The sequence below is a fragment of the Corynebacterium tuberculostearicum genome, assembly GCF_013408445.1.
GTDB classification, from domain to species: Bacteria; Actinomycetota; Actinomycetes; order Mycobacteriales; family Mycobacteriaceae; genus Corynebacterium; species Corynebacterium tuberculostearicum.
In genome coordinates, this window is sequence record NZ_JACBZL010000001.1 from 2,250,883 (window position 1) to 2,262,999 (window position 12,117).

Consider the following 12,117-nt stretch of genomic DNA (forward strand, 5'->3'; position numbering starts at 1 on the left):
AGGTTATATTTTCGGCCGTGAACTGTATAGCTGAGGGGGTACTTCGTGGCCGAATTGTTGCCAAGGGTGTGAGCTGAAAAGCAGAAAGGTTAGGCTTAGATATATGACCGAGTTCTGTTCAGATATCCAGGTAGAGCCGCTGCCAGGCACGGCGAAGAAGGAATCCGTTTATGTGCTTTTCGAGTGGCCGGGCGGATGGTCGCGAGACGTGCTCGACGGCGATACCTTTGGGCCGGAGCTCACGGCGCAGCTCAAGACCAAGCTGAAGGGCATGGCGGGGCTGCAGCTTATTCGCCGGCCGGGCCGCAATGGCCGCCAGGTGGGCAAGATGCACCGCTGCTACCTGGTGTGGGCCGAACAGGGCGTGATGGAACTCGTGCTGCTGACGGGCCCGGAGAAGATCCTCGATCTGGACCTGACCGGGCCTGGCCGCAATGGGGGCGGCGCTTTGGATACGCCGCTGGTGCTGGTGTGCACGCACGCGAAGCGCGATACGTGCTGTGCGGTCAAGGGCCGGCCGCTGGCTGCGGAGCTGGTGGCGGATTATCCGGATATGGTGTGGGAGACCTCGCACACGAAGGGGCACCGGTTCGCGCCGTCGGTCATGCTCATGCCATGGGCCTATTCCTTTGGCCGCATGAATAAAGAAGCCGCCGCGCAGATGATTGCGGCGGCGGCGAAGGGGAAGTATTTCTACCCAGTAAATCGCGGGCGCGGTATTTTCGGCCCGCGCGGCCAGGTGGCGGAGTTGGCGGTGGCCCGCTCGCTTATCGACGCCGGCGAGGACCTCTCCTATGGCCAGCTCACCGCCACCGACGGCGGCGAGGTCAGCCACGCTGACGGCCGGCGCTGGCGCGTGGCGCTCGAGGAGCGCGAGGTAGAAGGCGTGGTTTCCTCGTGCGGCGATGCGCCGAAGAAAGGCCAGGCCATCGTAGCGACCGGCGTGGAGCCGGTCGCGGGGTAGGCTGCGCGGGGTGGGGGCGGCGTCGGCAAGCGGGGGCTAGCGGCGCATGACCTTGGAAGAAAGCCAGTTGCCGAGGAACTGGGCGGCCTGCACCAGCACGATGATGATGAGTGTGGCCACGACGGTGACTTCCCACTCGAAGGCGCGGTAGCCGTAGACGATGGCAAAGTCGCCCAAGCCGCCGCCACCGACGTAGCCGGCCATGGCGGACATATCCACGATGGCGATGAACAGGAAGGTGTAGCCCAGAATCAGCGGGCCGAGGGCCTCCGGAACGATGACGGAGGTAATGATCTTCCACGGCGAGGCACCCATGGAGCGGGCGGCCTCGATAACACCGGGATCGATGGCCACGAGGTTTTGCTCCACCACGCGGGCCACGGAGAAGGTTGCGGCGATCACCATGACGAAGGTGGCCGGGCCGCGGCCGATGGAGCCGCCCATTACAGCGACGGTCAACGGCTGGGCAAAGGCCAGCAAGATGATGAACGGGATGGGGCGGACGAAGTTCACCAGCAGGTTCACAATGACGTAGACAAACCTGTTTTGCAGGATGCCGCCCGTGCGGGTGGTGTAGAGCAGCATGCCCAGGCCAAGGCCGAGGATGCCGGAGACGATGAGGGTGGTCGAGACCATGATGAGGGTATCGACGATGGCCTCGGCTAGTGAAGGGCCGAGGCGGTCCCAGTTGGCTTGGGCGAGGTTGGTGACGGTCATCGTGCAATCTCCTCAATCTGGGTGGTGGTAGAAAGCGTGCGGTAGAACTCTTCAATGGCGTTATTATCGCCGCTAAGCCGCACGGTCAGCTTGCCAAAGGAATGCTGCTGCAACGTGGTGATACCGCCGTGGACAACGGCGATGGACACGCCGGCTTCCTTGAGCCGAGCGGCGGCGGTGAAGAAGCCAGATTCCTCGGTCAGGTTGATGGTAAACAGGCGGCCTTCGTGCGCAAGCAGGTCGTCGGTTTCGACGACGTCGGGTTCGTTGCGCAGCGAGGTGGCCACGAACTTGGCGGCCACGGAGGTCTGCGGGTTGGAGAAGACCTCATAGACGCTGCCTTGCTCTACTACGCGGCCGTTTTCCATCACGGCGACCTTATCGGCGATGGAGCGAACGACTTCCATCTCGTGGGTAATAACCACGATGGTGATGCCGAATTCCTTGTTCACCCGGCGCAGCAGGTCGAGGACTTCCTGCGTGGTGGTGGGGTCGAGGGCGGAAGTGGCTTCGTCGGCAAGCAGCAGCGAAGGGTTGGTGGCCAGCGCACGGGCAATGCCAACGCGCTGCTTCTGGCCGCCGGAAAGCTGCTCCGGGTAGCTCTTGCCTTTGTCTCCCAGGCCGACGAAGTCCAGCAGTTCTTGCACGCGCTGGGCGCGCTCCTGCTTGCCGACGCCCTGCAGCTGCAGCGGGTATTCAATATTGCCGGCCGCGGTGCGCGAGCTCATCAGGTTGAACTGCTGGAAGATCATGCCGATATTGCGGCGAATGCCACGCAGTTTCCGCTCGGACATGCCAACGATATTGGTCTCGTCGAGCAGTAGCTCGCCAGAGGATGGGGTGTCCAGGCCGTTGATCATGCGCACGAGGGTGGACTTGCCGGCGCCGGAATAACCAATGATGCCGACGATTTCGCCAGGCTCAATGGTCATGGAGACATGGTCGAGCGCCTTAATTCGCGCTTTTTTCTGCTTAAAGATCTTGGTGATCTCGCGGAACTCAATGCGGGTGCCGCGGTGGGTGGAATCTGCCACGTGTTTGCGTCCTTAGCTAGGAAAGTGCCAAACCCCGCCGGGGTCTCCGGCGGGGTAAAAGCAAGGGTGATTAGTCCAGATCTGCTTCGAGCTTATCCAGGATCTTCTGCAGATCCTCCTGGCTGCGCTCTACCTCGACGGAGGTGCCGGCGGAGTCTTCGTCAACGCCCTCCTGGACGGCGTCGCTGTGCCATAGCTCGGCGAGCTTCTTGATGTCCTCGTTATCGGCGTCTTCCTCGCGGACGGCGAAGACGTTGATGTACGGCTCTGCCTCTTCAGAGTTCGGATCGTCCTGGAAGATAGCGGTGGCTGGGTCGATGCCGGCGCGCTCCAGGAAGGAGTTATTGATAATCGCCGGGGTGCCCTCGCCGTGTGCGGACGTGGTCTGTGCCGCGTCTACCGGGGTGACCTTGACCTTGGACTTCTTCTCATCGATGTCCAGCGGGGTGGGCTCCAGGTTGTCCTTGTCCTTCAGGGTGAGAAGGCCGGCCTGAACCAGCACGTTGATGGCGCGGGCCTGGTTGGTGGAGTCGTTCGGGATGGCGACTTTTTCGCCCTCGATGCCGTCGAGGGAGTCGTGGTCCTTCCAGAACAGTGCTAGCGGCACGATCTCGGTAGCCACGATAGGCACCAGGTTGGTGCCGTTGCCGTGGTTATACTCCGCCAAGAACTTCAGGTGCTGGAAGTTATTGGTATCCAGCTCGCCCTGGTCCAGAGCCTGGTTCGGGGTGTTGTAATCCGCGAAAGGCTGGATATCGATGTCATAGCCTGCGTTCTTTGCTTCCTGCTCGAACGCTACCCAAGCCTTCTTTGCGTCATCGGTGGTGCCGACTTTGATGGTCTTGGAGTCATCGGAGTCGGAAGAGCATGCCACCAGGCTGGTGGCGGCGATGGTTACGGCGGCGGTAGCAGCCACTACGCGACGGATCTGCATGGGGAATCCCCTTCTTGTAGGAGGTGAAATAATTTGTCTGTTTAGCAACTTAGCAATCAGCGAACCGCTTTGTCTATTGTGGGTATCACGTCCCACCGGCTTGTCTAGAACAATGATTCGATATTACGCTGTCTGGAGTGGAATTTAATGGTGGAAGGGCGCTGTCCTGGTCGCGGGTGGAGCGAATTCTCTCCGGCCGCGAATCTGTTGTGCCCGTACCGGTTAATCACCTTCGCGGGCCAGCGGATGCTGCTCGGCGCGGTCACTCCGCCGTCCCCTTTGCGGAGTTGCACGCGGTAAGTTCTTATAGCTTTCTCGACGGCGCCGCCGAGCCGGAGGAACTGGTGGCCCGGGCTGTGGAGCTAGGCCTTGAGGGGTTGGCCATCGTGGACCGCGATGGTTTTTATGGACTCATGAAATTCGCCGAAGCTGCTGCTAAAGCAGGCCTTCCGGCCGTATATGGCGCGGAGCTATCGCTCGCGGAGGCTCCGGTGACCGTGCTGGCGCGCACTCCGGAGGGCTATCGCCGCCTGTCGCGCCTCATCGCGCGCGCCCGGATGGAAGCCGGGGAGAAGGATCGCGTAGCCTATCCGCCCTTGGATGAGGTGGCGCGCGAACTGGAAGGGGAGTGCTTCTTTCTGGTGGGGCCGGAGGCGCTAGCAGAAATCGATAACCTGCTCGAAAGAATAAAAATAGACAGCATAGTTCTCGAATATTCTTGCAGCATGTCCCCCGAGGATGCGGATCGGCACCGTTTCCTCGATAAATACAATAACCTGCGGGCCATCGCAACCGCACGGCCCGCGGCCGCGACCCGCGACCAAACTCGGCTCGCCGCCGCCAAGCGTGCCCTAGCCCGGCGCGAATCTCTTGCGGCCGCCGCGCCGCATGCCCACCCCATGGGGGCTGGCTGGCTGCGATCCGGCGAGCAGATGGCGCAACTCTTGCCGGATCGGCCGGAGCTCATCGCCGAAACCGTGGCGCTCGCCCGCGAGTGCTCCTTTACCTGGGACGCCCTTGCGCCCAACCTGCCGCATTTTCCGGTGCCGGAGGGGTACACCGAAATGAGCTGGCTGGAGCATGAGGTCTGGCGCCGCGCCAAGGACCGCTATGCCTCGCGCCCGGCCGAGATTAGGCAGGCGGCAAGGAAACAGATTCGGCATGAGCTGGGCGTCATCAAGCAGCTGGGCTTCCCCGGCTACTTCCTGATTGTGTGCGACCTGGTGGATTTTTGCCGCCGCGAGAATATTCTGTGCCAAGGCCGCGGCTCGGCCGCCAACTCCGCGGTGTGCTTTGCGCTGGGCATTACCAATGCGGAGCCCATCTCCGCGCAGCTGCTTTTCGAGCGCTTTCTCTCCCCGGACCGCGATGGCCCGCCCGATATTGATATCGACATCGAGTCCGGCCGCCGCGAGGAAGTCATCCAGTATGTCTACCGCACCCACGGCCGCGATCGCGCCGCGCAGGTGGCCAATGTCATTACCTATCGCCGCAAGGGAGCTACCCGCGATGCCGCCCGCGCGTTGGGCTACCCGCAGGGCTCGGCCGATGCGTGGTCGAAAGGTACCTCCGAGCCGCCTGCCGACGTCTCCTCTTTAGCCGAGCAATTCCTCGGCCAGCCCCGCCACCTGGGCATCCACTCCGGCGGCATGGTGCTGTGCGATCGGCCCATTGCGGACGTCGTGCCCATGGAATGGGCGCGCATGGAAAATCGTTCCGTGCTGCAGTGGGATAAGGACGATTGCGCGGCCGCCGGCCTGGTGAAATTCGACCTCTTGGGCCTGGGCATGCTGGAGGCGCTGCACCACATGATTGATGCCGTGCGCGCCACCACCGGCCGCGAGGTGCACCTGTGGGAGCTCGACCTTGCCGAGCCGGAAGTTTATGACATGCTCTGCCGCGCCGATGCGGTGGGCGTCTTCCAGGTGGAATCCCGTGCGCAGCTAGCCACGCTGCCGCGTCTGAAGCCGCGCCGCTTCTTTGACTTGGTGGTCGAGGTCGCGCTCATTCGCCCCGGCCCCATCCAGGGCGGGTCCGTGCACCCCTACCTGCGCCGCCGCGATGGCCTTGAGGAGGTGGCTTATGACCATCCGGTGCTGGAAAAATCGCTGGGCAAGACGCTGGGCATCCCGCTTTTTCAGGAGCAGTTGATGCAGATCGCGGTCGACGCCGCCGGCTTCTCCGGTGCCGAGGCCGATGATCTGCGCCGCGCCATGGGCTCGAAGCGCTCACCGGAAAAGATGGCCGCGCTGCGCAGCCGCTTCTTTGCCGGCCTGCGCGAGACCAACGGTATCGAGGGCGAGGTGGCAGAAAAGCTGTGGGCCAAAATCGTGGCCTTCGCCGCCTATGGTTTTCCGGAGTCGCACTCGCAGTCCTTTGCCTCGCTCGTGTATTTTTCCGCGTGGTTTAAGTACCACTACCCGGCGGAATTCTGCGTGGGATTGCTGCGCGCACAGCCGATGGGTTTCTATTCCCCGCAGTCGCTCATCCAAGACGCCCGTCGTCACGGCGTGCAGGTGCTGCCGGTAAGCATTAATGACTCCGGCGCCCAGGCCCGCGCGACGGGCTCGGCCGAGATTCGCTTGGGCCTTAACCTCATCAAGGGGCTAGGGGAGTCCGCCGCCGAGCGGGTGGAGGTGGCCGCGCCTTTTGCTAGCGTGTCCGATCTTTCGCGCCGGGCGGATCTCAGCGTGGAGCAGGTGGAGGCGCTGGCTACGGCCGGGGCGTTGGAGTGTCTGGGGCTGGATCGTCGCCAAGCGCTGTGGCAGGCTGGCGTCGCCGCCACCGAGCGCGAGGGCATGTTGCCTGGTACCTCCGCCCTGGCTTCGCCGCACCTGCCCGGTATGTCTGCGTTTGAGCTCATGGCTACCGACGTTGCCGCTACTGGCGTGACCCATAATCAGCAGCCGATGGAGCTGGTGCGTGCCTCGCTTGCCGACGTCCTCCCTGCCTCCCAGCTTCCCCATATCCCCGATGGCACCCGCGTGCGCATCGCGGGCATTATTACTCACCGCCAGCGCCCACGTACTGCTTCTGGCCTGACCTTTTTGGGCGTCGAGGATGAAACCGGTTTGATGAACGTGATGGTCTCACCCGGATTGTGGTCGCGGCATAAAGTTCTGGCCCGCACCGCCCGGGCAATGATCATCCGCGGCATCGTGCAAAATGCCACCGGCGCGGTCAGCGTGGTCGCGGATAAGCTCGAGCCGTTGGACTTTGGTGAATTCCTCTCCCGCGGCTCCCGCGACTTCCGCTAGTTGCCGCCGCCGCGCAGCTCGTCCGCGTTGAGCTTATTGGCCAATTCCTTGGCTACCGCAAACGGAATCCACAGCAGCTGGATATAGATGAGCTTGGCAAAGAAGATGGCGATATTGGCCCCCGAGGTCGCCTGCTCCACCGCAACGTGCTCCGCGCCGAAGAAGCGCAGCCCAAAAGCGGTGGCGCCGGCGACGAGGAAGAGCACTATGGCCGTGGCCAATGCGGTTTTCAGGCCTTTGTCGCGGGCGTCGGTATGCAGGCGCAGCTCGTACTCATCCATTTCCGTAGTGGGAACGTCGAGGTGCCGAATGGACTGGCGCAGCCACGTGGTGCACATGGTCGCCGCAATGCCAGCTATCGACCACAGCAGATTAGACAAGCCAAGCGCGAAGAAGTGCAGGGCCGCCGCCACGATGGCCAGGCCGAGAAAAATGTCGCCGGCTAGGATCAAGCGCTTGCGGCGGGAAACAGAGGCGGGAATTGTGGTAGCCATTAGGAATTCTTCCTATAGATTTCAGTGGACATAGGGGCAAATTCCTGGCGGGAAAAGATAGCCTCCACCGGAAGGTCAAAGACTTCGCAGACGCGAAAGGCTAGGTCCAGGCTGGGGGAGTGGTCCCCGCGCTCGAGGGCTCCGACGGTCTGGGGATTGACGTCGATGGCCTCAGCCAGCTGCGCGCGCGACATGTCCCGCTCGGCGCGCAGCACGCGTACCCGGTTATAAATGGGTGCGGAGGGCTTCTTCTTTGGGGACATGAGTCAAAGTATTGCATAAACCCAACACCCTGGCAAGGGTTGTTACTCGACGCCGAAGATATCCCCCGGCTGACAATCCAATGCCGTGCACAGTGCTGCCAGGGTGCTAAAGCGTACGGCCTTGGCGCGATTATTCTTTAGGACGGAGAGGTTAACTGGGGTGATTCCTACTTCTCTAGCGAGCCCCGCGCCGGTAACGCCGCGCTCTTCCATGATGCGGTCGAGGTGGCAAACCACCTGGGGTTCTTGTGTTTCAGACAAGGCCTTCGACCTCCTCTTCCAGCTTGCAGCCGCGCTTGATGGCGGCCGAGAAGAGCTGCAAGGTGCAGACGAAGAGGTAGGGCAGGGCGAGCTCGCCAAGGGATGTTCCGTCCTGGCTGGCCCACCAGTCGATTCCAAGCTGTGAGGAGGCCCAGTTATTGCCCAGGCCTTCGAGTGCGAACCGTCCGATAAACCAGACGAGGATGCCGGCGGTCATTCCGTTCAGGAGGCGGATATTTTTCGTATTAAAAACCTGCCCGCGAAGCATTGGCCTGACCAGACGGTAGGCAAAGAACGCGATGATTAAGATTGCCGCGATTTTGGTAACGAGCGCCGCAGTGAGTATCCAGAATGGTCCGCCGTCGAGGTTGTGTTTGCTTAGGCCTTCTGGGATGGCTGCGCTCAGTGCGGTGGAAAAGCGGCCGGTGGCAAGGTCGCGCAGGTAGGTGGGGCCGAGGATGATGATGGTGAGGAGGGCGAGACCGGCTGCCGCATTAATTTCGCGGCGCTCGGCCTTGGGGGCGGGTTGTGGGGTGGTCATGACAATCCTTTCCGTCGATAACTTATCGACTTTCGATGTTGTCGTAATTCGATAATATCGATTAGCGATAAGTGACGCAAGAGCTGGACCCGATTGATACTGTCAATAACTATGAGCGAAGAAATGAATCCCGTCTCGCCACGCCTGGTGACCTCGCGCTATATCCACCACCTGAGCTGGATGATTGTCCTCGCCGCGGCCGCCGGTGCGGCAGGTTTTTGGTGGACCCCGTGGTTCTACTGGGCGGCCGGGCTTTTCGTCGCCCTTTTCTTCTGGCTGCTCTGGCTCATCCCCGCCCAGGTGCGCAACATGGGCTGGCTCGAGACCGACGATGAGCTGCTTATCACTCGCGGCAAGCTCTGGCATTCCTTTACCGTCGTGCCCTACGGCCGCATCCAATTCGTCGACGTGACCTCCGGGCCCATCGACCGCGCTCTCGGGCTGAAAAAGCTGCAGCTCCACACGGCCTCAGCCAGCACGGACGCCACCATCAAGGGCCTGGAAGCCCCGCTTGCCGACGCCCTCCGCACCCGCCTTGCCCACCAAGCCCGCGAACGGATGAGCGGCCTATGAGCACCCAGCCAAGCTTCCGCCGCGTCCACCGACTTACCCCGCTGCTGCGCCTGTGGTCAGTGATCCTGGCTCTCATCGCGGCCTTCGCCCTCAACGTCAACCTGGAGGCCTTGCGCGATATCTTCGCCTTCATCACCGGCGAGCACCGCGGCGAGGCCCTGCGCGATACCGCCCTTGCGCTCGCCGGGTTCGTTGCGGTCTGCGCGGTCGTGTGGCTCGCCTCCGGCCTATGGTGGCGCCGCATGGGCTACCAGCTCGGCGGGGACGAGCTCTCCCTGCGCCGCGGACTCTTTTCCACCCAACTGCGCACCGCGCGCTATGACCGCACCCAGGCCGTCGACGTCGTCGAACCCGTCATCGCACGCCTCTTCCGGCTAGCGGCCGTGCGCGTGGAAACCGCCGGCGGCCAATCATCCGTCATCGAAATCGCGTACCTCAAAAAGGCCGACGCCGAAGCCCTGCGCGAGGACATCCTCGCCCGCGTTCACGGCGCACCCGCACCGGCCGCGGACATTGACATCGACGCAACCGCCGCCGACGCAACCAGCGCCCACACACCCGCCGAACCAGCCGAAGAACCAGCCCTCGTGCCCGAAATCCCCATCGCGCGCTCCCTTATGGCAGCCGCGCTGCGCGCCTCCACGCTTTTCCTCGTCGGCTTCCTCATCGTCGTCGTGGTCACCCGGCTACCGCTGTCGACCGCGCTGCCCATCCTCGTCGGCGCGATACCCAACGCATGGAACGTGCTCGATTCTTCCTGGCGCTACACCGCCCGCACCGACGGCGAGGTACTCAACATCACCTACGGCCTGGCCGATCGCCGCCGCCAAAGCATCCGCCTCGACCGCATCCACGCCGTACAAATTACCCAGCCCTTCCTCTGGCGGCCGCTGGGCTGGTACGAGGTGAGGGTTTCGGTGGCGGGATATGGGGCGTCGGCAAGCGGCAAGGCTTCTGGCTCCACTCGAATCCTGCCGGTGGGCACCCTCGTCCAAGCCCGGCAATTCCTCCCGGCCGACGCCGCGCCCACCTACGCCTCGCCGGCCCGCGCCAAGTGGGTCTCCCCGCTGGACTACCGCCAGCAAACCGTCGCGCTTACCGGCGACTACGTCATCGTGCGCAATGGCCGGCTCAACCGCCGGGTCAAGGCCATCCACACCTCCCATATCCAGGAGCTCACCTACCGCCGCGGGCCGATTTCCCAGGCGCTCGGCCTAGCCACCGTCGACCTCGACCTAGTCCAAGGGCCCGTGCGCATGGCCGCGCGCAACCTCACGCTTGCCGACGCCACCGCACTCCTTGCCCGCCTGCGCTCCCGCCAGCTGCCAGGACTTAAACCGCCCCGTTAAAACCCAGCTGGCGCCACGCCTCGAATACGGCCGTCGACGCCGAATTCGACAGGTTCATCGAGCGCCTAGCCGGCACCATCGGAATGCGCACGCGGTCCGTCACGCGCGGATGGTTAATATGCTCTTCCGGCAGGCCGGTCGGCTCCGTGCCGAAGAGCAAGACATCGCCCTCTTGGTATTCGATATCCGTAAACCACTTATCCGTATGCGTGGTAAACGCGAATACGCGCGCCCCCGGCAGCGCATCCATGCAGGCCTGAAAATCCTTGTGAATCTGCACATCGGCCAGATCGTGATAATCCAGCCCGGCGCGCTTTAAGTGCTTATCGTCGAAATTAAAGCCCAGCGGCTCAATCAGGTGCAGGCTCGCGCCCGTTACCGCGGCCGTGCGGATGGCGTTGCCCGTATTAGTAGGAATGACCGGGTTATCAAAGACAATGTGCAGCTGGCTCATGCCTTCAGTCTAGGATGGTGGCTATGAGCGCTACCAAACTAGATGGCACACTGTACCGCGACGAGATTTTCGCCGACCTCGCCCAGCGCGTGGCCGCACTGAAGGACAAGGGGATTACGCCCGGCCTCGCCACTGTTCTTGTGGGCGAGGACCCCGGCTCCCAGTCCTATGTGAAGATGAAGCACCGCGACTGCGAAAAGCTCGGCATCAACTCCATCCGCAAGGACCTGCCGGCCGATATTACGCAGGAAGAACTTGAGGCCGTTATCGATGAGCTCAACGCCGATGACGCCTGCACCGGCTACATCGTCCAGCTCCCGTTGCCCAAGCACCTAGACGAAAACGCCATCCTCGAGCGCATCGACCCCGAAAAGGATGCCGACGGCCTGCACCCGGTCAACCTGGGCAAGCTCGTGCTCAACGAGGACGCGCCCCTGCCTTGTACCCCGAACGGCTGCCTGCACCTGCTGCGCCGCTTCGGCGTTGAGCTTGACGGCGCCAAGACCGTGGTCATCGGCCGCGGCGTGACCGTGGGTCGTCCCATCGGCCTGATGCTTACCCGCCGCAGCGAGAACTCCACCGTCACCCTCTGCCACACCGGCACCAAGGACCTGGCCGCCGAGACCCGCGAGGCCGATATCGTCATCGCCGCCGCCGGCCAGCCCCACATGCTCACCGCGGACATGATTAAGGAAGGCGCCGCGCTTCTCGACGTCGGAGTCTCCCGCGTCGACGGCAAGCTCACCGGCGACATCCACCCAGACTGCTGGGACAAGGCCGGATTCGTCTCGCCGAACCCGGGCGGCGTCGGCCCGCTGACCCGCGCCTTCTTGGTGCGCAATATCGTCGAGCGCGCGGAAAAGCTGGCGTGAATCTAGACAACCCGCACGACGCCGGCCTTCCGCCCTCCTCGCTGCCGCCCGCCGCGCAGTGGGCGGCCATCGGCATCTTCGTGGCCGGCGTGGTGGTCTCCGGCGGCTACGCCGTCTTCGAGTACTGGCGCCGGGCCACGTTCCTCCTCGGCCTCGCCCTGCTGTGGCTCACCGTGGTTCGCCTTACCTGCGATTCCCGCCGCGTCGGCGTGCTGGCCGTGCGCTCGCGCCGCTTCGACGCCTGCTTTACTGGCCTACTCGGCGCCGTGATGGCCTTTTTGGCCTTCTCCGTGGATTCGCTCGGCAGCTAGTTGTCCACAGGCTTTTTGTAGAATCATCACCCATCTCGGCCCTAAAAGGTGTAGTTCCGGCGGTTATCCACAGGCCAGCGCCCGCCACCGCGC

14 protein-coding genes are annotated in these 12,117 nt (G+C 63.1%); 6 read left to right on the forward strand and 8 right to left on the reverse strand.

Going from position 1 to position 12,117, the window contains the following annotated elements; translation table 11 throughout:
• Positions 1-103 precede the first annotated feature (103 nt).
• A complete protein-coding gene (locus tag BJ985_RS10645; protein ID WP_179387416.1) occupies positions 104-964 on the forward strand; it encodes a sucrase ferredoxin in 861 nt (286 codons plus the stop codon).
• Positions 965-1,000: 36 nt separating this feature from the next.
• On the opposite strand, the gene BJ985_RS10650 is transcribed toward BJ985_RS10645, so the two are convergent.
• From BJ985_RS10650 to BJ985_RS10660, 3 genes are all read right to left on the reverse strand, one after another.
• The gene (locus BJ985_RS10650; protein ID WP_005326808.1) at positions 1,001-1,681 is read right to left on the reverse strand and encodes a methionine ABC transporter permease; all 681 of its coding nucleotides are present in this window, start codon (positions 1,679-1,681) and stop codon (positions 1,001-1,003) included.
• Positions 1,678-2,715 carry a methionine ABC transporter ATP-binding protein gene (locus BJ985_RS10655; protein WP_005322668.1) on the reverse strand — a complete coding sequence of 346 codons (1,038 nt, stop codon included), beginning with the start codon at positions 2,713-2,715 and terminating at the stop codon, positions 1,678-1,680. The genes BJ985_RS10650 and BJ985_RS10655 overlap by 4 nt, the downstream gene beginning before the upstream one ends.
• Before the next feature lie 70 nt (positions 2,716-2,785).
• Positions 2,786-3,649: a MetQ/NlpA family ABC transporter substrate-binding protein gene (locus tag BJ985_RS10660; RefSeq protein ID WP_179387417.1), complete on the reverse strand. Its 864-nt coding sequence runs from the start codon at positions 3,647-3,649 to the stop codon at positions 2,786-2,788.
• Between the two features lie 137 nt (positions 3,650-3,786).
• On the opposite strand from BJ985_RS10660, the gene BJ985_RS10665 reads away from it, so the two are divergent.
• On the forward strand, positions 3,787-6,906 hold the full coding sequence (locus BJ985_RS10665; RefSeq protein WP_179387418.1) for an error-prone DNA polymerase: 3,120 nt from the start codon (positions 3,787-3,789) through the stop codon (positions 6,904-6,906).
• On the opposite strand, the gene BJ985_RS10670 is transcribed toward BJ985_RS10665, so the two are convergent.
• Genes BJ985_RS10670 through BJ985_RS10685 form a run of 4 tightly spaced genes read right to left on the reverse strand, consistent with a single transcriptional unit; the run spans position 6,903 to position 8,465 of the window.
• The gene (locus BJ985_RS10670) at positions 6,903-7,400 is read right to left on the reverse strand and encodes a hypothetical protein (protein WP_179387419.1); all 498 of its coding nucleotides are present in this window, start codon (positions 7,398-7,400) and stop codon (positions 6,903-6,905) included. The genes BJ985_RS10665 and BJ985_RS10670 overlap by 4 nt on opposite strands.
• Positions 7,400-7,663: a helix-turn-helix transcriptional regulator gene (locus BJ985_RS10675; RefSeq protein WP_005322660.1), complete on the reverse strand. Its 264-nt coding sequence runs from the start codon at positions 7,661-7,663 to the stop codon at positions 7,400-7,402. Before BJ985_RS10675 ends, BJ985_RS10670 begins: the two co-directional genes overlap by 1 nt.
• Positions 7,664-7,705: 42 nt before the next feature.
• Entirely contained in the window at positions 7,706-7,924 is a 219-nt protein-coding gene (locus tag BJ985_RS10680) for a helix-turn-helix domain-containing protein (RefSeq protein WP_034667872.1), read from the reverse strand.
• Positions 7,917-8,465: a hypothetical protein gene (locus BJ985_RS10685; protein ID WP_218840718.1), complete on the reverse strand. Its 549-nt coding sequence runs from the start codon at positions 8,463-8,465 to the stop codon at positions 7,917-7,919. Before BJ985_RS10685 ends, BJ985_RS10680 begins: the two co-directional genes overlap by 8 nt.
• 111 nt (positions 8,466-8,576) lie before the next feature.
• On the opposite strand from BJ985_RS10685, the gene BJ985_RS10690 reads away from it, so the two are divergent.
• Positions 8,577-9,038, forward strand: a complete 462-nt coding sequence (locus BJ985_RS10690; RefSeq protein ID WP_179387420.1) for a PH domain-containing protein — start codon at positions 8,577-8,579, stop codon at positions 9,036-9,038.
• The gene (locus BJ985_RS10695; protein ID WP_179387421.1) at positions 9,035-10,387 is read left to right on the forward strand and encodes a PH domain-containing protein; all 1,353 of its coding nucleotides are present in this window, start codon (positions 9,035-9,037) and stop codon (positions 10,385-10,387) included. The genes BJ985_RS10690 and BJ985_RS10695 overlap by 4 nt, the downstream gene beginning before the upstream one ends.
• On the opposite strand, the gene BJ985_RS10700 is transcribed toward BJ985_RS10695, so the two are convergent.
• A complete protein-coding gene (locus BJ985_RS10700) occupies positions 10,371-10,841 on the reverse strand; it encodes a tRNA (cytidine(34)-2'-O)-methyltransferase (protein ID WP_005322648.1) in 471 nt (156 codons plus the stop codon). The genes BJ985_RS10695 and BJ985_RS10700 overlap by 17 nt on opposite strands.
• A 23-nt stretch (positions 10,842-10,864) precedes the next feature.
• On the opposite strand from BJ985_RS10700, the gene BJ985_RS10705 reads away from it, so the two are divergent.
• Both BJ985_RS10705 and BJ985_RS10710 read left to right on the forward strand, forming a co-directional pair.
• Positions 10,865-11,713 carry a bifunctional methylenetetrahydrofolate dehydrogenase/methenyltetrahydrofolate cyclohydrolase gene (locus BJ985_RS10705; protein WP_150850691.1) on the forward strand — a complete coding sequence of 283 codons (849 nt, stop codon included), beginning with the start codon at positions 10,865-10,867 and terminating at the stop codon, positions 11,711-11,713.
• Positions 11,710-12,024 carry a DUF3017 domain-containing protein gene (locus tag BJ985_RS10710; protein ID WP_005322646.1) on the forward strand — a complete coding sequence of 105 codons (315 nt, stop codon included), beginning with the start codon at positions 11,710-11,712 and terminating at the stop codon, positions 12,022-12,024. The genes BJ985_RS10705 and BJ985_RS10710 overlap by 4 nt, the downstream gene beginning before the upstream one ends.
• Positions 12,025-12,117 lie beyond the last annotated feature (93 nt).

What these genes read in the sequence shown, in the direction of transcription:
- BJ985_RS10650 (WP_005326808.1), bottom strand. Translation starts at nt 1,681, where the DNA reads ATGACCGTCACCAACCTCGCCCAAGCCAACTGGGACCGCCTCGGCCCT.
- BJ985_RS10685 (WP_218840718.1), bottom strand. Translation starts at nt 8,465, where the DNA reads ATGACCACCCCACAACCCGCCCCCAAGGCCGAGCGCCGCGAAATTAAT.
- BJ985_RS10660 (WP_179387417.1), bottom strand. Translation starts at nt 3,649, where the DNA reads ATGCAGATCCGTCGCGTAGTGGCTGCTACCGCCGCCGTAACCATCGCC.
- BJ985_RS10700 (WP_005322648.1), bottom strand. Translation starts at nt 10,841, where the DNA reads ATGAGCCAGCTGCACATTGTCTTTGATAACCCGGTCATTCCTACTAAT.
- BJ985_RS10690 (WP_179387420.1), top strand. Translation starts at nt 8,577, where the DNA reads ATGAGCGAAGAAATGAATCCCGTCTCGCCACGCCTGGTGACCTCGCGC.
- BJ985_RS10645 (WP_179387416.1), top strand. Translation starts at nt 104, where the DNA reads ATGACCGAGTTCTGTTCAGATATCCAGGTAGAGCCGCTGCCAGGCACG.
- BJ985_RS10670 (WP_179387419.1), bottom strand. Translation starts at nt 7,400, where the DNA reads ATGGCTACCACAATTCCCGCCTCTGTTTCCCGCCGCAAGCGCTTGATC.
- BJ985_RS10675 (WP_005322660.1), bottom strand. Translation starts at nt 7,663, where the DNA reads ATGTCCCCAAAGAAGAAGCCCTCCGCACCCATTTATAACCGGGTACGC.
- BJ985_RS10695 (WP_179387421.1), top strand. Translation starts at nt 9,035, where the DNA reads ATGAGCACCCAGCCAAGCTTCCGCCGCGTCCACCGACTTACCCCGCTG.
- BJ985_RS10705 (WP_150850691.1), top strand. Translation starts at nt 10,865, where the DNA reads ATGAGCGCTACCAAACTAGATGGCACACTGTACCGCGACGAGATTTTC.